The sequence below is a fragment of the Streptococcus sp. 1F3 genome (genome assembly GCF_054968985.1).
In genome coordinates this window covers 61,455-83,458 of sequence record NZ_JBUEQR010000044.1, presented here as the reverse complement: position 1 = coordinate 83,458, position 22,004 = coordinate 61,455, and the positions used below count along the sequence as shown (strand labels likewise).

The window sequence follows — 22,004 nt, the reverse complement described above, 5'->3', positions numbered from 1 at the left end:
CATGTTACTTGAAATTTCCATTAAAAATTTTGCTATTATTGAGGAAATTTCCCTCCATTTTGAGCAGGGAATGACTGTCCTTACAGGGGAAACAGGGGCAGGGAAATCCATCATTATTGATGCTATGAACATGATGTTGGGGAGCAGGGCGACGACCGATGTCATTCGCCATGGTATGCCTAAAGCTGAGATTGAGGGCTTATTTTCGGTTGAACAAAGTCGAAGTTTATGTGAACTCTTGAAAGACCAGGGATTGGAGATGTCAGATGAGCTGATTATTCGCCGTGAGATTTTGCAAAATGGTCGCAGTATCAGCCGTATCAATGGTCAGCTGGTTAATTTATCTGTCTTAAAGGCTGTCGGCCAACATTTGGTTGATATTCATGGGCAGCATGATCAGGAAGAACTGATGCGACCGCAGCATCATATTGCCATGCTAGATGAATTTGGAGATGAAGCCTTTTTCAGATTAAAGGCAGATTATAGATCTGCTTTTGAAGCCTATAAAACATTGCGTAAACAGGTCCTGAGTATTCAGAAACATCAAGAAGAAAATAAGGCTCGTATTGAGATGCTTGAATATCAAATGGCTGAGCTTGAAGCAGCAGATTTGAAGGCGGGTGAGGACAAGGAGCTACATCAAGAGCGAGAAAGATTGCTCAATCACAAACAGATTGCAGATACCTTGACGAATGCTTACACCCTGCTGGATAATGAAGAATTTTCTAGTCTGGGAAATGTTCGATCTGCTATGCATGATTTGGAATCTATCGAAGAATTTGATAGGAGTTACAAGGAATTGGCGAGTAGTCTTTCTGAGACCTACTATGTCTTAGAAGATGTGACCAAGCGCCTAGAGAGTGTGATCGATGGGCTTGATTTTGACGGGAATCGTCTCATGCAGGTAGAAAGCCGTTTAGACTTAATCTACAGTATTACCCGTAAATATGGTGGTGCTGTAGATGATGTCTTGGATTATCTAGAACAGATTACAAAGGAATATCACCTTTTAACAGGCTCAGATGTTTCATCTGAACATCTGGAAGTAGAGTTAAAAGCGCGTGAAAAAGATGTGATTGGTCTGGCAGGAGCCCTAGCCAGTGCAAGGCATGCCTTAGCAGAAAGTCTTGAGCAAGAGATTAAGCAAGAGTTAAAAGATCTCTACATGGACAAAGCTGATTTTCAGGTGCGCTTCAGCAAGGGCAAGTTCGGTCGTGAGGGGAATGAGCAGGTGGAATTTTATATTTCAACCAATCCTGGTGAGGATTTTAAACCCCTTGTCAAGGTGGCAAGTGGAGGAGAATTATCCCGCTTGATGCTAGCCATTAAATCTGCTTTTTCTCGTAAAGAGGCAAAGACCAGTATCGTCTTTGATGAGGTGGATACTGGAGTATCTGGTCGTGTGGCTCAGGCGATTGCCCAAAAAATTTACAAGATTGGCTCGCAAGGTCAAGTCTTGGCGATTTCTCACCTACCACAAGTGATTGCAATTGCAGATTATCAGTTCTTTATTGAGAAAATTAGTGATGACCACTCCACTCTTTCTCGTACTCGTCTCTTGACGATTGAGGAGCGGATTGAGGAAGTTGCTAAGATGTTAGCTGGAGAAAATGTAACGGAAGCTGCTCTGACTCAGGCCAAGGAATTACTAAAGAAAGAATGAGGAAGAGAATGCCGAATTATTTTGCCATCGGAGATGTTCATGGAAAAATAGGAATGCTTGAATCGCTTCTCCAATATTGGAATGGGGAGGACCAGCTCATCTTTTTAGGAGACTTGATTGACCGTGGAGAAAATAGTCGGGCTGTTCTGGAACGGGTTAAAGGTTTAGTAGAGCAACACAAAGCGATTTGCCTGTCGGGCAATCATGAATATATGTTTTTAGCTTGGTTGGATCATCCGTGCGAACGGTATGCTCACTATAGACGAAATGGTGGCGATACCACAATCAATTCGATTCTAGGGCGTCCCTTGGATACTCCAGTAGATGAAATGAAAGATGCCAAGCAAGTGATGGAAAAAGCAGGCGATTTGGTTGCCTTTATGCGGCAAATGCCCTTTCATTTGGAGACGGAAAAGTTGATTTTTGTTCATGCTGGTCTTGATTTGACCTTGGATAACTGGCAGGATACGACAGACTATCAAAAGGTTTGGCTACGTGCTCCATTTCATCAGGCAGAAAATAGGACTGGAAAAGGGATTGTCTTTGGGCATACTCCTGTTACTTATCTGACAGGAGAATCCTTGGAAAGTCCTACATTATGGCAAACACCTGATGGTAAAATTGGTATGGATGGTGGTGCTGTTTATGGGGGAGTATTACATGGTATTCTCTTTCAAAATGGCAAAATAGCAGAGCATTATGCCCTTTCAAATGACGGCTTTACTGCCAGTGATGATTAAGAACCTGTATTCACAGTTCAACGCTTCCAGCTAAGGCTTGTTTTTAAGCTACTGATCCTTTGTTTTTTTCAACATACAGTCCGTATTTCCTCAAAAAACTGCCTTGATGAGCGAAAGACGAAGCACTTTATTTGTGAATATAGGTTCTAAAAATGTTCCAATTAGGAGCATTTTTTAGTATTTGCTTCCAATAGCCCAAACAAGAAAATTTTGATATAATGAAAAGAATAGATAGGAAAGAATAGGGAGAGATATGAGTACGATAAAAATTGTTACAGATTCTAGTACAACGATTGAGCCATCACTCGTTGAAGAATTAGGAATTACAGTAGTTCCTTTATCGGTAATGGTTGGTGGTGTAGTCTATTCTGATAGTGACCTTGAAGAGGGGCAGTTTTTGAGATTGATGCGGGAAAGTAAAAACCTTCCTAAGACCAGTCAGCCTCCGGTGGGATTATTTGCAGAAACCTTTGCTCACTTAGCTGCAGACGGTAGTCAAATCATTGCTATTCTTCTATCGCATGCTCTCTCAGGGACGGTCGAAGCAGCTCGTCAAGGAGCGACCCTATCAGGAGTAGATGTGACGGTGATTGATTCTGGTTTCACGGACCAAGCAACAAAATTCCAAGTTGTTACTGCAGCACGTTGTGCCCAAGCTGGGGCAAGCAAGGAAGAGATTCTTGCGGCTGTGGCAGAAGTCCAGCAAAAGACAGAACTCTACATCGGTATCTCCACCTTGGAAAATCTTGTCAAGGGGGGACGAATTGGTCGGGTGACAGGCCTATTGAGCTCGCTTCTCAATATTCGTGTGATTATGGAGATGACGGATCATCAACTGCATCCGATTACCAAGGGGCGGGGTTCTAAAACCTTCAAAAAATGGCTGGGTGAATTTGTAGCAACCTTGGAAACGAAAAAGGTAGCGGAAATTGGTATTTCCTACGCAGGAGCACCTGATTTTGCTCAGGAGATGAAGCAGGCCTTACAACCCTTTGTTGCAGAAGATATTTCTGTGTTGGAGACAGGATCCATTATTCAAACTCATACAGGAGAAGATGCCTGGGCAGTCCTAGTACGCTATGAATAGTCGAAGAATTTTACATCATTTTTTATTCTTTTTTCTCAGCCTGCTGGGCTTTCTCTTTTTCTTTCAACTATTGATTCCTAGAGCTGCATCCCTCCTTGAAAAGAATAAGGACATGACAGGAGAAGTAAGAGAATGTTACTATGTAGCTCTAGGGGATTCATTGACTCAGGGAGTGGGAGATAAGACGGGGCAAGGTGGTTTTGTACCGCTCCTTGCTCAGGAGCTTGGCAATCAATATGACTATCAAGTTACCTATGATAACTATGGGGTATCTGGCAATACCAGTCAGCAAATCTTAGATCGGATGGATCAGGTAGAAATTGCTGAAAGCCTTGCAAGGGCAGATCTGCTGACCCTAACAGTTGGAGGCAATGACTTACGCCAGATTATTCTCGCTAATCTGACTAGCCTTGAGCTTTCTGTCTTTGATGCTCCTGCGCAAGAATATAGCCAACGACTGCTAAAGATTATTGAGAAGGCTCGAGCTGATAATCCTCAGCTACCGATTTATGTTATCGGAATCTACAATCCTTTTTACCTCAATTTTCCTGAATTGACGGAAATGCAGACAGTTGTAGATCATTGGAATCAGGTGACCGCATCTACAATCAAGCGTTTAGAGGGAGTTTATTTTGTTCCAATCAATGATTTGCTTTATAAGGGCTTGGAAGGGGAAAAGGGAATTAGTCAGTCAGATGCTACATCAAGTAAGGTAAGCAATCATTTGCTGGCTGAAGAAGATCATTTTCATCCCAATAATACAGGATATGAAATCATGAACAAGGCAGTTATGGAGGCTATTCGTGCAACAAAAGAAGAGTGGAAAAATCAATAAATGGAAATGGGCTTTCCTGGCTCTAGTGGCTGCCATGTTAGCCTTTAGTCTCGTCCTATTAGGACGAATTTCCTCTGTCCGCGAGGATTCTAGTACCTCATTTGTTTCAGTAGAGTCATCAAATGATGAAAAGTTGGGAACCTTTACAACAACCAAAGAGCAGTTAAACAGGATATTGGCGACCTACTTAAAAGACTATCAGACAGAGGCTTTTTCCTATAGCCTAACAGCGACCAATCAATTCCTCTTATTTGAGGGAAGTTATAATATTTGGGGGCTCGACATTCCTCTTTATATTTATTTCCAACCCAATAAATTAAATGACGGTAGCATTCTACTGACAGTGTCAGAAATTTCGGCAGGGACCTTAGCCCTGCCTAAGGAGGAGATTTTATCCTATATTAAAAAGCAGTCACAACTGCCAGGATTTGTACAAATTGACGCATCAAAGGCTACTGTAACGATTCAGCTCAGTGCTATTGAGAACGCACAAAAAATATACATCAAAGCCAATACTATTGATTTGTATCATAATCAGCTCATTTTTGATATTTACAGAAAAAGCTAGTAAATCGTACTAAAAGCTTGACCAAATGGATAAAATTCGGTACTATATTAGAGTGAGTAATAACTCAGAAAATTAATTGGAGGATTTAGCAAAATGGCTAATAAACAAGATTTAATTGCAAAAGTTGCAGAAGCAACTTCATTGACGAAGAAAGATTCAGCAGCAGCAGTTGATGCAGTGTTTGCAGCAGTTTCTGACTACCTTGCAGCAGGTGAAAAAGTTCAATTAATCGGTTTTGGTAACTTTGAAGTCCGTGAACGTGCAGCACGTAAAGGTCGCAACCCACAAACTGGTAAAGAAATCACAATTGCAGCTTCTAAAGTTCCAGCCTTCAAAGCTGGTAAAGCTCTTAAAGACGCTGTAAAATAAGAGGTAAGACGGAAATCTTTGATATCGTAGTCGCACCTCCGTTAGAATGACTAGAACTTTCACAGGGTTGCCAAGAGATTTGTCAGCATCAATGTTGAAAGTGTAAAAGCCTATCGATCAAGCACTTGATTTTTTCAAGTTTCAGCTTGCAAGATAGGCTTTTTGATTTCGGATAAGTATAAAGGGAAATAAAACTAGCAACCCCTCTCTTAGGAAATGTTGCTAGTTGCCGAGTATTAGTTGTCTGTATTATCTTCTGCTGCAGCTTTTTGCAACAATAGGTTGTAGTTATCTTCGTCTTCTTGGTTGTCACGAACAACTTTTGAAACGGTAAAGGAAGAGGAAATCAAGCCAACCGCTCCCATGAGGTAGTAGCCCTTTACCATGAGTGGTTCTTTTAGGGTATAGAGACCAATTAAAATGAGGGCTGAAAAGAAAGCAAATGACGCCCAAGCCATGAGAGTAAAGGCAGGGGTATTACGATAGATTTTCTTTTTTACTTTATTCATAAGGATTCTCCTTTAATTTTTAACCATTATAGCATAATTCTTTATGGGAAACAAGAGTATTGTAGTATTTAATTGTGACAGCTGATGGATGGTTTATGAGAAACAAAACAGCAAGGAATGAGACTTTTTCGCTAGTATAGCCTGTAGCTCGTTGCCTAGTACTAAAAGGAAACGAAACGATTGTACTAGAAGCAAAATAGGAAGCATCCCTGTTTTCTATTTTTATACTCTTTAAAAATAAAAGGATACTTCGTCAACTTGCCTTGGTGAATGCTCGTTCTACCTTCGGCTTCGATTATAAGGAAATGAGCGGTGCTAATCTCATTTCCAATCTTTCACAATTCTTAATTGTGAAAGCTAGTCTACTTTTGATTTTTATTGAGTATTCGTTTCCTTTTTTCGAAGTTCTTCTAGGATAGATTGGGCAGTTTCTAAATTGGTATGAGGTGCTTGACGTAGGAGTCGTGCGACCTGGTCGATCTCATGCTCCCTAGCTCCAGCTAGCATGGCAAGGGATTTGGCATGGAGTTTCATGTGTCCCTGCTGGATACCTGCAGTGACAAGGGCACGGAGGGCAGCAAAGTTTTGGCATAGTCCGACCGATGCGACAATCGCAGCCAATGTCCTTGCTGTTGGCTGACCTAGTATATCAAAGGCTGCTTGTACTTTTGGATTGAGCCCAATTGAGCCTCCAACGGTTGCGATAGGAAGTGGGATCGTCAGCTGTCCAATTAGATCATCAGCGACGATTTCCCAAGTGGATAGACCACGATAGTATCCATCTCTACTAGCGTAGGCATGCGCCCCTGCTTCAATAGCACGCCAATCATTTCCAGTAGCGAGGACAATCGCGTCAATTCCGTTGAAAATGCCTTTATTGTGGGTAGCAGCTCGGTAAGGATCCACTTGAGCGAGCTTACTAGCTCTGGCAAGGCTCTGTGCCGTTTCTAGTGCAAGGTGAGACTGTTTGATTGGAATACGGCAACTTGCTGTTACAAGGGATTCGGTTGCGTAGTTAGACAGGATAGCCATGAGCGCTTTTCCTTGCGCCAAGTCAGCTAATTCATCCTTAATAGCTTCCAGCATATTGTTGAGAATATTGGCTCCCATTGCTTCTTGAACATCGACATGGAGGTAGGCAATGAGGAAGTCTTCTTTTTGTTCGACCGTCAGCTGACGGGCCCCTCCTCCTCGTTGAACAATTGAGGGGTGGGCATGATTTGCATGGGCAAGAATGCTGTCTTGTTGGCAGAGAATCGCCATTTTAGCTTTTTCCATATCTGGAACATCATAGAGGGCTACTTGCCCAATCATGAGGCGTTCGGAAATAGAGCTAGTGAATCCACCTGCCTTAGCAATAAGTTTAGCACCGAAAGAACAGGCGGCAACAACAGAGGGTTCTTCTGTCACCATTGGAATACTGTATTCCACACCGTCAACGACTAATTGTGGGACTAGTGAAAAAGGTAGTGAAAAAGTTCCTAGATGATTTTCAGCCATTTTCCCGGCAATGGCTTCTGGGAGATTTTGATCGGCTAAGAGAATATCCTTACTCTGTGGGGAAAGCTGACGGGTTTCAGCAGCAATGGCAATTCGTTCTTGCCTTGTTTTTTTATAAAATCCTGAAAAAAGAGACATGTCAACTCCTTACAAAAGCCCCTCTTGGCAGTGCCAAGAGGTGCCTTTTTTCTAATTTTTACGGTAAATACGCTTGTGTTGGTTAACGGATAGCAGGGCAAATGGACAATCATCTACTGGTAGCCCAATAGCATTTCCAGCTTCGTCTAGTTTGATTTCTTCAAAGAAGATTGCTTCGTATTCTGCAACGCTGAGGCGTTTGCGGGCTCTTAGCTGGTCCAGGCGCTCCCTAGCGGCTAATTGCTGGTGGTAACCCTCCACAAGTGTTCCGCTAAAGATTTCACAGACAGCTCCACTACCATAGCTATAAAAGAGGATAGAGTTGCCGGCTTCTAGGGCTTGGCTATTTTCTAAAAGCGATAGTAGGGATAGAAAAATGGATGCTGTATAGATATTTCCGACCACTTGATTGTAGACTGTTGCCTCATGGAAGCGTTTGGTTAGGCGATGTAGGGTTTCCTCATCATTGTGGCAGATTGCTTGCAGTCCTTTTAGTCCTTGTTTTGAGAAGGGAATGTGTAAGCACATGGCAGCAAAATCTGCCAGATTGTTACCTGTTTGCTCGACATAGTAGTCAAAGGTAGTCTTCAAGCAATCTGTGTATTGTTCTGTCGAAAATTTGCCGTCTACTCGAGGATATTTGTCGTAATTTGGACGCCAGAAATCCATGATGTCCCGAGTTTGACAGACATTGTCATTGTGAAGAATCATGATGCTAGGATCTGCTGTGATGAGCATAGCGATAGCGCCTGCCCCTTGTGTAGCTTCTCCGCCTGAAGCGATGCCATACTTCGCAATATCGCTTGCAATGACGAGAACTTTCGAGTGAGGAGACTGGGCGATATGGCTTTTAGCGAGACTGAGACCTGCCGTAGCTCCATAGCAGGCTTCCTTGATTTCAATCGAACGGGTAAAGGGTTGAATCCCCAAGAGTTGATGAATAAAGACAGCCGCTGCCTTGCTCTGATCGATGCTTGATTCGGTTCCTACAATGACCATGTCAATAGCTGCTTTGTCTTCTTCTGATAAGATAGTCGCCGCCGCTTGTGCTCCTAAAGTCACAATATCTTGTGTAATTGGAGCTACAGCCATCTCGCTTTGGAGCAAACCAATTTTAAATTTATTAGGATCGATTTGTCGCGCAAGCGCCAAATCAGCTAGGTCTAGGACATAGCTAGGTGCTGCAAAACCGATTTTATCAATACCAATATTCATAGTTTATCCTTTTTGTGGAGTTGAGATAATGAGGGAAACACCCTGCCCTCCTCCGATACAGAGAGAGCAAAGTCCCAAGTGATGGCCACGTTTTTGCATTTCGTGGATGAGGCTGACAAGGATGCGGCTACCGCTGGCTCCGATTGGATGCCCTAAAGCGATAGCGCCTCCGTTGACATTTACCTTTTTAGCATCAATTCCTAATTCTTGAATGACAGGAATGGCTTGTGCAGCAAAGGCTTCGTTGAGTTCGAATAAGTCAATGTCAGCAATGGTTTTATTTACTTTAGCAAGTGCTTTTTGACTAGCTGAAATTGGACCAAGTCCCATATAAGCGGGGTCAAGTCCACTGGTTGCATAGCTTTCAATATAGGCAAGAGGTGTCACACCAAGTTCTCGGACCTTTTCATCAGACATCAAGACCAGCATTGCACACCCGTCGTTGATCCCAGAGGCATTGGCAGCTGTAACCGTTCCGTCTTTTTTGAAGGAAGGGCGCAGACTAGCTAATTTCTCAAGGGGGCTAAGACGAGGGTATTCATCCACTTCAAAGATGCTTTCCCCCTTTTGTGTTTGCAGATGGATGGGGATAATCTCGTCTGAAAACCGTCCTGTCTCAATAGCGATTGCTGCCTTTTCTTGGCTGTGTAAGGCAAAGCGGTCCTGCGCTTGGCGACTGATCGCATACTTCTCGGCGATATTTTCAGCTGTGATCCCCATGTGTTCTTGACTAAAGGCATCTGTTAGACCGTCTGTTAAGAGAGAATCTTCCAAAAGTAGGTTTCCTAGTTTGCCCCCAAAGCGACTGTGCTTAGAAAGATAGGGTGCCTGGCTCATGATTTCAATTCCACCTGCGACAACGATATCATTGTCGCCAAGTAGGATGGATTGGGCTGCTAGGAGGACTGATTTTAGTCCAGATCCGCAGACCTTATTGACTGTATAGGCAGGAACTGTCTCAGGCAGACCGCTTTTGATAGCAATTTGGCGGGCAACATTTTGCCCTTGTCCACTAGTCAGAACATTGCCGATAATGACTTCATCAATTTGTTCATGGGGGATAGTTGCCTTCTTTAGGCTAGCCTGTAAGACCTGCGCTCCTAAATCAGCAATGTGAATATCTTTTAAACTGCCTCCAAAACGCCCGATAGCAGATCGATAGGCAGATACGATTGCGACTTTTTTCATGTGAACTCCTATAAATCTATCGCTTTTTATTTCATATTCAGATCAGTTAAGCTGTTCCATTCTAGGGTGAATGATGAGGACAGAAATGAATAGATCATCGTGAATGTGTCGTATTCAGCCCTACTATTATACCATTTTTTTAGCTAAATAATAGCAATAAATCTCAGTCTTAGGGCTGATTTTCTAGCATAGAAAAATGTAAGCGCACCCAGATTTAGATAGGGCTAGCTTTTTTCCTACTTTTTGTGTAGAATAGAAAAGGAAAGAGGGACACCTCGAAAATAAAAGGAGAAACAAACAATGGTAAAATTAGTGTTTGCTCGCCACGGTGAGTCTGAATGGAATAAAGCCAACCTTTTCACGGGTTGGGCAGATGTTGACTTGTCTGAAAAAGGGACACAACAAGCAATCGATGCTGGTAAATTGATCAAAGAAGCAGGGATTGAATTTGACCAAGCCTACACTTCAGTCTTAAAACGTGCGATTAAAACAACAAACCTTGCCCTTGAAGCTGCGGATCAATTATGGGTTCCAGTTGAAAAGTCTTGGCGTTTGAACGAGCGTCACTACGGTGGCTTGACTGGTAAAAACAAGGCAGAAGCAGCTGAGCAATTCGGTGATGAACAAGTACATATCTGGCGTCGTTCTTATGATGTATTGCCTCCAGCCATGGCAAAAGATGATGAGTATTCTGCACACACTGATCGTCGCTATGCTCTGTTGGATGATTCTGTTGTTCCAGATGCTGAAAACTTGAAAGTAACGCTTGAGCGTGCTCTTCCATTCTGGGAGGATAAGATTGCACCAGCCCTTAAATCAGGTCAAAACGTATTCGTAGGAGCACATGGAAACTCCATTCGTGCACTTGTAAAACACATCAAAGGCTTGTCAGACGATGAAATTATGGATGTAGAAATTCCAAACTTCCCGCCGCTTGTATTTGAATTTGATGAAAAATTAAATGTAGTAGCTGAATATTACCTTGGGAAATAGGCTCTTTAAGCCTCAAGGGTAAACATCTACGATAGATAAAGGAACTGGTACAAACACCGAGGATGCTTACAACTTGGGTGTTTGTACCAGATTTTTTTGAGTGATTTCTTAGACATTATGGAGGGCTGTTTCAATGAATGAAGCAGTCTCCAGTGGAGTTTTTCATGGGTTTTGTATCTTGAGTATTTTAAAGCTAAAGCAGGATGTTACATCTTTTATGGCAAAAAAGTACCTATTTATGATATAATACAAGGCATATAGAATGGTAAAGGAGAATGAAATGGCAAGTAAGAAAATGTTGCACGCTTGTTTGCGCGTTGAAAATCTAGAAGCCTCTCAGGAATTTTATGAACGGGCTTTTGGCTTTCAAGAAGTACGCCGTAGGGATTATCCAGAGCATCAATTCACTCTAGTGTATCTGGCGCTTCCTGGCGATGAATTTGAGATTGAGCTGACCTATAATTATGACCATGGTCCATATGTAGTTGGAGATGGTTTTTCACATTTAGCGCTTTTGTCAGATGATTTGGAAGGGGATAATGCTAAGCATAAGGCACTAGGTTATCCAACGACTGACTTGTCTGGTTTACCTGGAAATCCTGGGCATTATTATTTTGTTACAGATCCAGATGGTTATCGGGTAGAAGTTATTCGTGCGGATTAGAAAAGAAAGGCAAGAATCGGATGAAAGAGAAGAGCTTGCCTTTTTTCATTGAGAGATGATGGTTAGCGAAGTAGAGAGGGAGGGAGTATGAAAAGAATCGTTCTTATTCTGGTCAATCTAGCCTTGCTAGGTCTTGCTATCTTTTTGGGAATCAAGGTGTTGGCCTATGCTCAAGATCAAAGGATTACGGGCTTTATTGCTGAGAAGCAGGCGCAGTTATTTAACAAGCAAGATCAGTTCATTCAAAGCGGAAATATTGGTTCCGTCCACGTCGAAGTAGGGATTCCTAAGGATGAGCATGGACAGGAAAACACAGCTATTAAAGAGAAAATAAAGACCTATATCAGCGAGAAACTTGGTAGGGACAAGCCTAGTGGCAAGACCAAGGAGCTCTTTTTTGTATCACTTAAAGAGGCTACAACTCATTTCACAGGTATAGAAGCAAGACAAATCCAATCAGAAAGCTATCCAGTAAAGACATTGTCAATAGGAGCTGGCGAGAAAGGGACAGGACCTATCTTGCTGCTAACGAAGGAGCAACAACTCTTTACACTAGAATATTTTGTGACAGATAGTGGCGCTTTGCAGGTAGCGTTTGCGAATCAATTGAGGGATGACTTAACAGCTAAGCAAGTGGCAGAAGCAGACCTTGAGAAAATGCTTGCCCAATTTGAAGCTAGCCCTTTAACAGACTATTCATTTGTGTATGAGCCAGGTCTACTAAGGCTTGAGCTACCAGAAAAAGACTTTCAGCTTAAGCAGATTGAACTTCCGATTGCGTCCATTTTTGGGATTGTAAAAAGTGAATATCTAGCAAGTAGTGATCAAGAAGCCTACCAAATCTATCAGGCAGAAGAAGAAGCTAGAAAACATCAAAAACGAATAGCCCTGACCTTTGATGATGGACCGAGTGCTAGGACCACGCCACAGGTCCTCGATATTCTCAAGAAATACAATGTCAAAGCAACTTTCTTTATTCTGGGACAAAATGTTTCGGGCAATGAAAACCTTTTGCAACGGATTGTTGCAGAAGGTCATGAAGTGGCTAGCCATACTTGGGATCATGCTAGTCTGGTCACTTTATCAGATGAACAAGTCAGACAAGAGATGAGAAAAACACAAGAAGTTATTAAAAATGCTATTGGACAGGAACCAACAATGATGCGTCCACCATATGGAGCCGTTAATCGGTCGGCTATGTCTATTATACAGATGCCAGTCATCTATTGGTCCGTCGACTCAAAAGACTGGCAGAGCCGTAATCCATTAGCTATTTTGAATGAAGTGAAGACCTGTACCTATCCGGGTAGTATCATCTTAATGCACGATATTCATCAATCAACGGTTGACTCCTTGGTGTCTGTCTTAGATTATCTCTTGAGCCAAGGCTACCAGCCCGTTACAGTAAGTGACTTGTTGGGAAAACATTTGAATCCGCAAATGATTTATTATGACCAGCAATCAGCGCACCCTGCTCAGTAAATCAGAGCCCATACTGAATGACAAGCAAATCCAGATGAGGTACGTAGAGTTAGGATAGAAACAGAGCTTTAGTATTGAATACTCTTTAAAAATCAAAAGGATACTTGGTCAACTTGTCTTGGTGAAGGCTCGTTCTAGCTTCGGCTTCGATTATAAGGAAATGAGCGGTGCTACTCTCATTTCCAAGCTTTCACAATTTTTAATTGTGAAAGCTAGTCTACTTTTGATTTTTATTGAGTATAAGCTGGTAGAGTAAACGGACTCTCTCTTGCAATGGGGATACAATCAAGCCGTTCAGAGAATATATAGTTGTTTCGTTTCCTTTTAGTACTAGGCAAGGAGCTGCAGGCTGCTTCAACAGTCTAAGGACTGTTGAAGGTTGGAAATCATACTGACGATAGTCAGTAACAATCGTAGAGTACGGCAAAGCGAGTTCCAATCATCTGGAAGAGTGAAACAGTTCGGCGGACTGTTTCAGCCTGAGCCTAGAAATTTGAGAGCGAAGTGGGCAAGGTTGGAAATAAAGAAACGGAGTTTCTACAATTCATCTAGAAGATGATTGGAAGTTGGAAATAAAGAAACGGAGTTTCTACAATTCATCTAGAAGATGATTGGAAGTTGGAAATAGAGAAACGGAGTTTCCACAATTCATCTAGAAGATGATTGGAAGTTGGAAATAAAGAAACGGAGTTTCCACAATTCATCTAGAGGATGATTGGAAGTTGGAAATAGAGAAACGGAGTTTCCACAATCGTCGAAATAATAAAAGTTAAACTAAATGAGTATAAATGAACGAGGCTGGGTTCAAAGCAGATACGAGGACGTATAAAAAGCAAATGAAAATTAGGAATCTTGATGAAGAAGTAGAGAAGAGTTTGCGTTGCAAACTCCTAGAGTGTAGACAAACCCTCTAAGCGACAGAAAAATAGCAAATTCGAATCTTGAAGCAACTCTTACAAATACTGATATAGCGGTATTTCTAAGAGTTTTTCTATTTTTTAGCAAAAGAAAAAAGATTAAAGAAAATTAGTCGAAATAGACTTTTTCTTCAATCTGAGAGTTTGCGTTGCAAGCTCCTATCATGTTCAATATGAATTACTCTAGATACAACATCTGGTTTTTGAGGAATAGTTGGCGGACTGGTGTATATTTTTTCAAGGCTTTCACCTCTTCTGGATGGCTAATGAGGGTAATCACAAAGCCTTCTCGTCCCATACGACCGGTCCGTCCTGCTCGGTGGGTATAGGTTTCTTGGTCCCGTGGGACTTCGTAGTTAACGACGCATTCAAGAGCTTCGATATCAATACCACGTGCGACCAAGTCTGTAGCTAGAAGCAAGGTGAGGGCATGATTTTTAAATTTTTCTAAGATGACCTTGCGGAATTTGACATTGACATCGCTTGCAAGAGAGATAGCTTCGATGCCACGGTACTGTAATTTTTCTTCTGCACTACCAAGGTCAGAGAGTGAATTGAAAAAGATGAGACCTCGGAAGTCTTCGACGTGTGCCAATTTGCGAAGCAACTCGACCTTTTCCCGCTTATCCACTTGTAAGTAGAAATGTTGGATATTGGTCAATTCCACATTATCAATGGCAATGGTGCGGGTAGCTGGTGCTAGTTTATCAGGGTCAACTTGGTGAGTCGCACTCATGTAAATCAATTGATGGTCTCGTGGTGCATAGCGACAAATCTTATCAACAAAAGAATATTGAGAATCGCTGAGTAATTGGTCAAACTCATCTAGGACAACGGTATTGACATTCATCATCTTGATTTTCTTGAGCTTAATAAGTTCAAAAATCCGTCCAGGGGTACCAATCAGAATTTCTGGTCCTTTTTTCAAGCGTTCGATTTGGCGTTTTTGGCTAGATCCAGATAGGAATAATTGTACTTCAAGACCAATCAATCCAGCCCAGGTCTTGCAGACGTCAAATAGTTGTCCAGCCAGTTCTGTATTCGGGGCTAAAATCAGTAATTGTTGGGCTTTTTTAGGCTGGATATTCAAGAGGCTAGGTAGCAGGTAGGCGAGGGTTTTTCCAGTTCCTGTTGGGCTGATTCCAAGGAGGGTTTCTCCTGACCGAATCGGCTCAAACATCTGTTCTTGAATAGGGGTAAAGCTGGTAAAACCTGCCTTTTCTAGTTGGTCTTGCCAACTAGCAGGAAGTGTCATATTCATTTAAGTCTCCTTCAAAATGGATGTGTGCTGTCTGTCGCATGCGGTAGAGGGTGGTGTGGGCAGCTTGTGCTGCAAGGAGCCAATGTTCATAGAGAGCCGGTTGCGGTTTTGCAATCATGTCCGCAAATTGTACGGCTTCCTCTAACATGCTATGTGGTGCTTTTGAAATAGCCAAGGTCTGGACTTCCCCTTGGAGAGGATAGAAAATAGCAGAGCTAATCTGCTCAATCGTATCTAATACAAGTGTTCCTTGGTCTGTATAGATTTCTGCAGGGAGCGAACTATTTATATTCTTTCCTGTCTGAATGGTCACTTGGAAATCTTCATAGGTTAACTGACCAGAGCCATTCAAATCGATACCATTTGGCAACTGTTGTGCCAGATAATGGGCATCAAGTGGGCTTCCAAAGAGACGGATACTGGCATAGACAGGATAAATTCCCAAATCCATGAGAGCGCCTCCTGCAAACTTTTTAGAAAAGACATTTGGAGTATTTCCAGCTAGGAGATCGGGCATTTTGGAGGAGTACTTAGCATAGCTAAAATGTGCACCCCAGATCTTCTTGTCAGATAAGAACTCAGCAATGACGGCAAAGGCATGTTCGTGATAGTTGCGAGCTGCCTCAAAGAGAAAAACCTTGTTTTCTTTGGCGGTTGCTACCAAGTCAGCCCATTCTTGTGGACAGGTAACTGCTGGTTTTTCAATGATGACATGCTTGCCTGCCTTGAGCCCGGACTTGGCTTGCTCATAGTGGAGGGAGTTGGGGATTGCGATATAGAGAATGTCAATAGTGCTAGTCAGAAAGTCATTCATATTGGTATAGAGGTGAATCCTTGATTCGTAGTCTTTTGCGAATGTTTCTGCAGTTTCTTGGGTTCGTGAATAGATTGCTGTAAGTTGGTATCTTTTGCTTGCATGGGCTGCTGCGATAAAATGATGTGCAATAGCTCCAGTACCAATAATGCCTAGTTTTAACATAGAGGATCCTTTACTGTTGTAATAGGACTATTATATCATGAATAGGAAGAATGGTAGGACTAGAACCCTTTGACTCATTATTTCCCTACTGTAGCATTTCTCCTTTCCCTAATCACTTAGATTAGGGGAGTAGGTACTAAAAGCTAAAGGAAAAGACTAGATTGAATGTTTCAAGAGTGAGAGGAATTACTGAATATTGCGATGTGAATAGATGGAGGTCTTGATTTGGAAAAGGGAGATACACGAAAGGGCTCTTTTATGGTACAATAGGTTGAATACAAATGAGGAGTGACCCATGGCACAAAAACCGATTATCATTGGCGTAACTGGTGGTTCAGGAGGTGGAAAAACCAGTGTTTCACGCGCTATTTTGAATAATTTTCCCAATGCTCGAATTTCGATGATTGAACACGATTCCTACTATAAAAATCAGTCACATTTGACCTTTGAAGAACGAATATTGACCAACTATGATCATCCCCTAGCTTTTGATACGGAGTTGATGATTTACCACCTTAGTGAATTGTTAGCAGGTCGAGGAGTTGATATTCCGATTTATGATTATACCCAGCATACCCGCTCTGAAAAGACCTATCATCAAGAACCGCAGGACGTGTTCATCGTGGAGGGGATCCTTGTCCTTGAAGACAAACGTTTACGCGATTTAATGGATATTAAGATTTTTGTGGATACAGATGATGATGTGCGGATTATCCGCCGGATTAAGCGAGATATGGAAGAGCGGGGACGTAGCTTAGATAGTGTTATCGAACAATACCTCGGTGTGGTAAAACCCATGTATCACCAGTTTATTGAACCCACTAAGCGCTACGCTGATATTGTTATTCCAGAAGGAGTATCCAATATTGTGGCAATCGACCTAATCAATACCAAGGTTGATAGTATCTTGCGCAGTCGCAACTAATACTCTTTAACAATCAAAAGGATACTTGGTCAACTTGCCTGGTGAAGGCGCGTTCTACCTTCGGCTTCGGTTATAAGGAAATGAGCGGTGCTACTCTCATTTCCAACGAGGCTGGGACAAAAAGATTTTGATTTTTGAAATTCTTTATCATCAAATCTTCAAATTGATAAATGAAATACAAAAAGCGAACAAACAAGAATGTTGAGTGTCCGAAAACCAGTTTTGTTCGTTTTTTATAGTTGAGGTTAGACTTTTGTCCCAGACTCATCTAGTCTACTTTTGATTTTTATTGAGTATAAAAGAGTCGCCAACGAGAAAGAAGTCATGGAGTGCTTCTTTCTCGTTGGTTTTTTGAGTAGGGCTTTTGTTTTAAAAGAGAAGTCGATATGCACCAAATAACGAGCGAACGAAAGGAGCCTCTAAAAGCCACTCAATATAGACTGAAAGATAGGATCAAAGAAGATATATTCAAAAAATTGTCAGATAATTAAAACAATACAGAAAATTGTTGCAATAATGCTTAAAAAATGATATGATACGATTATTCATCTAAAAGGAGAAGGTCAAATGAAACTCGTTTCGTCTATGAATTTATTGTTGCGACGAGGGGGCTAATGCACAAAGGCATTAGTCCTGTTTGGCTTACCAAGCGGGCAAACATCTCGCTTGGTCAAGTGAGATGTTTTTATTTTATGGAGAAAGTGGAGTAGATGATGCGTACAATTGAATTTCTTGATACCAGCCTTCGTGATGGGGAGCAGACCCCGGGAGTGAATTTTTCCATTAAGGAAAAGATTGCTATTGCCAAACAATTAGAAAAATGGGGGATTTCAGCCATTGAAGCAGGGTTTCCTGCAGCTAGCCCAGATTCCTTTACAGCAGTGAGTGAAATTGCAAAAGCCATGAAAACGACTGCTGTGACAGGACTGGCACGTCTAGTTAAGTCAGATATCGATGCTTGTTATGAAGCCTTGAGAGAAGCTAAGTTTCCCCAGATTCATGTCTTTATTGCCACCAGTCCTATCCACCGGGAATTTAAGCTCAAAAAGAGCAAGGAAGATATTCTAGCAAGTATTCAAGAATATGTCAGCTATGCCCGTTCGAAATTTGATATAGTGGAGTTTTCACCTGAAGACGCCACAAGAACGGAATTGGACTTTCTTTTAGAAGTAGTGCAGACAGCGGTAGATGCAGGTGCTAGTTATATCAATATTCCAGATACAGTCGGCTTTACAACACCTGAAGAATATGGTCATATTTTTCAGTATCTGATGGAACATGTACAAGCTGATCGAGAAATCATCTTTAGTCCTCACTGCCATGATGATCTTGGAATGGCGGTAGCAAACAGTCTTTCTGCCATAAAAAATGGAGCAGGGCGCGTGGAGGGAACGATAAACGGAATTGGTGAGCGAGCAGGAAATGCAGCTTTAGAAGAAGTGGCGGTCGCGTTAAAAATCCGTGCGGACTACTATCAGGTGGAGACGGGGATTGTCCTTAGCGAAACCATCCATACCTCTGAAATGGTTTCACGCTTCTCTGGAATTGCGCTTCCCAAGAACAAGGCAGTGGTCGGAGGGAATGCCTTTTCTCATGAATCGGGTATTCATCAAGATGGGGTTCTTAAAAATCCGCTCACCTATGAGATTATTACCCCAGAATTGGTCGGCGCAAAGAGTAACAGTTTACCACTTGGAAAACTTTCTGGTCGCCATGCCTTTGCGGAGAAATTAAGAGACTTGGCTCTGGAATTTGACGAGACAGAAATTACTGAACTGTTTGGTAGATTCAAAGCCTTAGCAGATAAGAAGCAAGAAGTCACCGATGCAGATATTCGCGCCTTAATTGCAGGGGTAACCGTGGAAAATCCAGAAGGTTTCCATTTTGACGACTTGAGCCTTGCGGTGGACGGGGAGGATATGGTAGCGATGGTTCGCTTGAACAATGCTCAAGGTGAGCAGGTGGAGTGTCAGGCGACAGGTAAGGGAAGTGTTGAAGCAATTTTCAATGCCATCGATGAATTTTTCCATCAAGATACCAAACTCCTCTCTTACAATATTGAGGCGGTGACAGATGGTATTGACTCGCAGGCGTGTGTCTTGGTAGCAGTGGAGAATCGAGCAACAGAGACTATTTTCAATGCGTCAGGCATAGACTTTGATGTCTTGAAAGCGAGTGCGATTGCTTATATAAATGCGAATATATTTGTACAAAAAGAAAATGATGGCACCATTGGACAGACCATATCTTATCGTGATATGCTAGACTAGTCTAGGAGGAAGTGTATGAAAAAGACAATCGTTGTTCTTGCAGGAGATGGAATTGGCCCTGAAATTATGGCAGCAGGTCTGCAAGTGCTAGAAGCGGTCAAATCAAGCCTTTCCTTTGAATATGAATTGATTGAAAAGGCCTTCGGTGGGGCAGGAATTGATACCAAGGGACATCCACTTCCCCAAGATACCTTGGAGGCATGTAAAGGAGCGGATGTTATACTACTTGCGGCAATTGGAGGCCCTCAGTATGATGATGCCCCTCTGCGCCCAGAGCAGGGTCTGCTGATGCTACGGCAGGAATTGGGACTTTATGCCAATATTCGCCCTGTCAAAATCTCTCCTGCCTTGCAGTATCTCTCCCCGTTAAAGGAAGAGCGGATCGCTGGCGTAGATTTTATCTTGGTGCGTGAGTTGACAAGTGGGATTTACTTCGGTGCTCATGAGTTGGAAGCAGATGTGGCGCGTGATGTCAATGAGTACCAAACTTTTGAAATTGAACGGATTCTACGTAGGGCCTTTGAACTAGCACGGCAGCGTAAGAAAAAGGTGACCAGCATTGACAAGCAAAATGTTCTTGCAACATCAAAATTATGGCGCAAGGTAGCAGACAGTCTTGCTCAAGAGTATCCAGATGTGACCTTGGAGCACCAATTAGTTGATAGTGCAGCTATGGTCATGATAACCAATCCTGCTAGATTTGATGTCCTAGTGACGGAAAATCTCTTTGGTGACATTTTGTCAGATGAGGCTAGTGTCTTATCCGGTACACTAGGGGTTATGCCATCTGCTAGTCATGGAACAGGGATTAGTCTTTACGAGCCTATTCATGGCTCGGCTCCTGATATAGCAGGACAGGGGCTGGCTAATCCTGTTAGCATGATTTTATCCATTGCCATGATGCTGCGGGAGACTTTTGGTGAGGTGACGGTAGCTCAGCAAATAGAGGATGCCGTTGAAGCAAGTTTTGCCCAAGGAATCCTGACTAGAGATTTAGGAGGAAAAGCCTCTACCCAAGAAGCAGTAGAGGCGATTATTAAACACTTATGACAATCAAACAAATCGTTAGTATGACCCTAGTGGTCTGGAATTTAATCGTCTTTATGACCTATGGTTTAGACAAGGGAAAAGCCAGAAAACAGCACTATCGTATTTCTGAAAAGACCTTACTGCTTATGAGTATTCTCGGTGGAGGTCTTGGTGCCTGGGCAGGTGGAACTCGTTTTCACCATAAGACTAAAAAATGGTATTTTCAAGTGGCTTGGTTCGTCGGGCTTATCATAGATGGGGGCCTTATCTATTGGATTTGGAGGTAAGATGGCTGGAAAATCAATTTTGGACAAAATCTGGGAACGTCATGTCATTACAGGCAGGTTGGGGCAGCCCCAGCTCTTGTATGTGGATCAACATTATATCCATGAAGTGACGAGCCCTCAAGCATTTCAGGGCTTACGAGATGCAGGTAGGCGCTTGCGCAGACCAGATTTGACCTATGGGACCTTTGATCACAATGTGCCGACCGTCAACATTTATGATATTCGGGATGCGATATCAAAAGCGCAGATGGATAAATTGGCAGAAAATGTGGCCGAATTTGATATTGATTGTGCTGACCATGGTTCAGAGCTGCAAGGCATTGTCCATATGATTGGACCAGAGACAGGTCGTACACAACCGGGGAAGATGATTGTCTGCGGAGATAGCCATACAGCAACGCACGGAGCTTTTGGTGCTCTAGCTTTCGGGATTGGAACGAGCGAGGTCGAACATGTCTTTGCTACCCAGACCATTTGGCAGGTCAAGCCCAAGAAGCTCTTGGTCGAGTTTGTAGGACAGGCACCTAGAGGTGTTTATGCCAAGGACTATATTTTAGCCTTGATTGCGCAGTATGGGGTCGGCTTGGGGGTTGGCTATGCAGTAGAATACCGGGGAGATGCCGTGGAGCGCCTCAGCATGGAAGAACGCATGACCATTTGCAATATGTCCATTGAATTTGGATCAAAAATTGGCATGATGAATCCAGATCAAAAGACCTATGCTTATGTGAGACAAACCATTCATGCTCCGAGTGATCTGGAGGCTGCGATTGCCGACTGGGAGACCTTGGTATCAGATGCTGATGCGGTTTATGATAAGGTCATTCGCCTAGATGTGTCAACCCTAGCACCTATGGTGACTTGGGGGACCAATCCGTCTATGGGAGTTGCTTTTGATGAAGCTTTCCCAGCTATTAAGGACATCAATGATGAGCGTGCTTATCAGTATATGGGGATTCGTCCGGGGCAGAAGATTGAAGAGATTGAACTAGGCTATATCTTTATCGGGTCTTGTACCAATGCCCGTTTGAGTGATTTAGTACTGGCTGCTAAGTTCGTCAAGGGCAAAAAAATTGCTTCGAATGTGACAGCCATTGTCGTACCAGGAAGTCGACCTGTCAAGCGAGCAGCTGAAAAAATGGGGCTGGACAAGGTTTTTTTAGATGCAGGTTTTGAATGGCGGAGTCCAGGGTGTTCAATGTGCTTGGGGATGAATCCAGACAAGGTTCCAGACGGTGTTCATTGTGCCTCAACCAGTAACCGGAATTTTGAGGATCGGCAAGGTTTTGGGGCTAAGACACATCTGTGTAGTCCTGCCATGGCTGCAGCAGCTGCGATTGCTGGTCGTTTCGTTGATGTGAGAAAACTCGCGGAGGTAGATTAAA

20 protein-coding genes are annotated in these 22,004 nt (G+C 42.7%); 14 read left to right on the top strand and 6 right to left on the bottom strand.

Annotated elements, in window-relative coordinates:
• Window position 1 precedes the first annotated feature (1 nt).
• The 6 genes from recN to ACVPON_RS04500 all read left to right on the top strand — a co-directional run bounded on the left by recN (window position 2) and on the right by ACVPON_RS04500 (window position 5,262).
• Window positions 2–1,663, top strand: a complete 1,662-nt coding sequence (recN, locus tag ACVPON_RS04525; protein WP_462876595.1) for a DNA repair protein RecN — start codon at window positions 2–4, stop codon at window positions 1,661–1,663.
• A gap of 8 nt (window positions 1,664–1,671) precedes the next feature.
• Window positions 1,672–2,403, top strand: a complete 732-nt coding sequence (locus ACVPON_RS04520) for a metallophosphoesterase (protein ID WP_462876593.1) — start codon at window positions 1,672–1,674, stop codon at window positions 2,401–2,403.
• A gap of 253 nt (window positions 2,404–2,656) precedes the next feature.
• Entirely contained in the window at window positions 2,657–3,490 is an 834-nt protein-coding gene (locus tag ACVPON_RS04515; protein WP_462876592.1) for a DegV family protein, read from the top strand.
• Window positions 3,483–4,325: an SGNH/GDSL hydrolase family protein gene (locus tag ACVPON_RS04510; protein WP_462876590.1), complete on the top strand. Its 843-nt coding sequence runs from the start codon at window positions 3,483–3,485 to the stop codon at window positions 4,323–4,325. The genes ACVPON_RS04515 and ACVPON_RS04510 overlap by 8 nt, the downstream gene beginning before the upstream one ends.
• Entirely contained in the window at window positions 4,294–4,893 is a 600-nt protein-coding gene (locus ACVPON_RS04505) for a YpmS family protein (RefSeq protein ID WP_462876588.1), read from the top strand. Before ACVPON_RS04510 ends, ACVPON_RS04505 begins: the two co-directional genes overlap by 32 nt.
• 93 nt (window positions 4,894–4,986) lie before the next feature.
• Window positions 4,987–5,262, top strand: a complete 276-nt coding sequence (locus tag ACVPON_RS04500) for an HU family DNA-binding protein (RefSeq protein WP_462876586.1) — start codon at window positions 4,987–4,989, stop codon at window positions 5,260–5,262.
• A gap of 236 nt (window positions 5,263–5,498) precedes the next feature.
• Here the strand turns inward: ACVPON_RS04500 and ACVPON_RS04495 are convergent, their stop codons facing one another.
• The 4 genes from ACVPON_RS04495 to ACVPON_RS04480 all read right to left on the bottom strand — a co-directional run bounded on the left by ACVPON_RS04495 (window position 5,499) and on the right by ACVPON_RS04480 (window position 9,812).
• Complete coding sequence (locus tag ACVPON_RS04495; protein ID WP_462876584.1) at window positions 5,499–5,771, bottom strand: YiaA/YiaB family inner membrane protein; 273 nt, start codon at window positions 5,769–5,771, stop codon at window positions 5,499–5,501.
• A 375-nt stretch (window positions 5,772–6,146) separates the two neighbouring features.
• Window positions 6,147–7,409 carry a hydroxymethylglutaryl-CoA reductase, degradative gene (locus ACVPON_RS04490; RefSeq protein ID WP_462876582.1) on the bottom strand — a complete coding sequence of 421 codons (1,263 nt, stop codon included), beginning with the start codon at window positions 7,407–7,409 and terminating at the stop codon, window positions 6,147–6,149.
• A 51-nt stretch (window positions 7,410–7,460) separates the two neighbouring features.
• Window positions 7,461–8,624, bottom strand: coding sequence for a hydroxymethylglutaryl-CoA synthase (locus tag ACVPON_RS04485; RefSeq protein ID WP_462876580.1), 1,164 nt, complete (start codon window positions 8,622–8,624; stop codon window positions 7,461–7,463).
• Between the two features lie 3 nt (window positions 8,625–8,627).
• On the bottom strand, window positions 8,628–9,812 hold the full coding sequence (locus ACVPON_RS04480) for an acetyl-CoA C-acetyltransferase (protein WP_462876578.1): 1,185 nt from the start codon (window positions 9,810–9,812) through the stop codon (window positions 8,628–8,630).
• A gap of 300 nt (window positions 9,813–10,112) precedes the next feature.
• Between ACVPON_RS04480 and ACVPON_RS04475 the strand changes: the two genes are divergently transcribed.
• From ACVPON_RS04475 to ACVPON_RS04465, 3 genes are all read left to right on the top strand, one after another.
• Window positions 10,113–10,805 carry a phosphoglycerate mutase gene (locus tag ACVPON_RS04475; RefSeq protein WP_462876576.1) on the top strand — a complete coding sequence of 231 codons (693 nt, stop codon included), beginning with the start codon at window positions 10,113–10,115 and terminating at the stop codon, window positions 10,803–10,805.
• A 280-nt stretch (window positions 10,806–11,085) separates the two neighbouring features.
• The gene (gene gloA, locus ACVPON_RS04470) at window positions 11,086–11,469 is read left to right on the top strand and encodes a lactoylglutathione lyase (RefSeq protein WP_462876574.1); all 384 of its coding nucleotides are present in this window, start codon (window positions 11,086–11,088) and stop codon (window positions 11,467–11,469) included.
• An 87-nt stretch (window positions 11,470–11,556) separates the two neighbouring features.
• The gene (locus ACVPON_RS04465; RefSeq protein WP_462876572.1) at window positions 11,557–12,951 is read left to right on the top strand and encodes a polysaccharide deacetylase family protein; all 1,395 of its coding nucleotides are present in this window, start codon (window positions 11,557–11,559) and stop codon (window positions 12,949–12,951) included.
• Between the two features lie 1,095 nt (window positions 12,952–14,046).
• Here the strand turns inward: ACVPON_RS04465 and ACVPON_RS04460 are convergent.
• Complete coding sequence (locus tag ACVPON_RS04460) at window positions 14,047–15,129, bottom strand: DEAD/DEAH box helicase (protein ID WP_462876570.1); 1,083 nt, start codon at window positions 15,127–15,129, stop codon at window positions 14,047–14,049.
• Entirely contained in the window at window positions 15,107–16,108 is a 1,002-nt protein-coding gene (locus tag ACVPON_RS04455) for a Gfo/Idh/MocA family protein (protein ID WP_462876568.1), read from the bottom strand. The genes ACVPON_RS04460 and ACVPON_RS04455 overlap by 23 nt, the downstream gene beginning before the upstream one ends.
• Before the next feature lie 295 nt (window positions 16,109–16,403).
• Here ACVPON_RS04455 and udk point away from each other — a divergent pair, with 295 nt between their 5' ends.
• The 5 genes from udk (at window position 16,404) to leuC (ending at window position 22,003) form a co-directional block, all read left to right on the top strand.
• Window positions 16,404–17,033 carry a uridine kinase gene (udk, locus tag ACVPON_RS04450; protein ID WP_462876567.1) on the top strand — a complete coding sequence of 210 codons (630 nt, stop codon included), beginning with the start codon at window positions 16,404–16,406 and terminating at the stop codon, window positions 17,031–17,033.
• A gap of 713 nt (window positions 17,034–17,746) precedes the next feature.
• The gene (locus tag ACVPON_RS04445) at window positions 17,747–19,303 is read left to right on the top strand and encodes a 2-isopropylmalate synthase (protein ID WP_462876627.1); all 1,557 of its coding nucleotides are present in this window, start codon (window positions 17,747–17,749) and stop codon (window positions 19,301–19,303) included.
• Window positions 19,304–19,318: 15 nt separating this feature from the next.
• Window positions 19,319–20,353, top strand: a complete 1,035-nt coding sequence (gene leuB, locus ACVPON_RS04440) for a 3-isopropylmalate dehydrogenase (RefSeq protein WP_462876564.1) — start codon at window positions 19,319–19,321, stop codon at window positions 20,351–20,353.
• Window positions 20,350–20,619 carry a DUF1294 domain-containing protein gene (locus ACVPON_RS04435; RefSeq protein ID WP_462876563.1) on the top strand — a complete coding sequence of 90 codons (270 nt, stop codon included), beginning with the start codon at window positions 20,350–20,352 and terminating at the stop codon, window positions 20,617–20,619. The genes leuB and ACVPON_RS04435 overlap by 4 nt, the downstream gene beginning before the upstream one ends.
• A 1-nt stretch (window position 20,620) precedes the next feature.
• Window positions 20,621–22,003, top strand: coding sequence for a 3-isopropylmalate dehydratase large subunit (gene leuC, locus ACVPON_RS04430; RefSeq protein WP_462876561.1), 1,383 nt, complete (start codon window positions 20,621–20,623; stop codon window positions 22,001–22,003).
• The last annotated feature ends 1 nt before the right edge of the window (window position 22,004 follow it).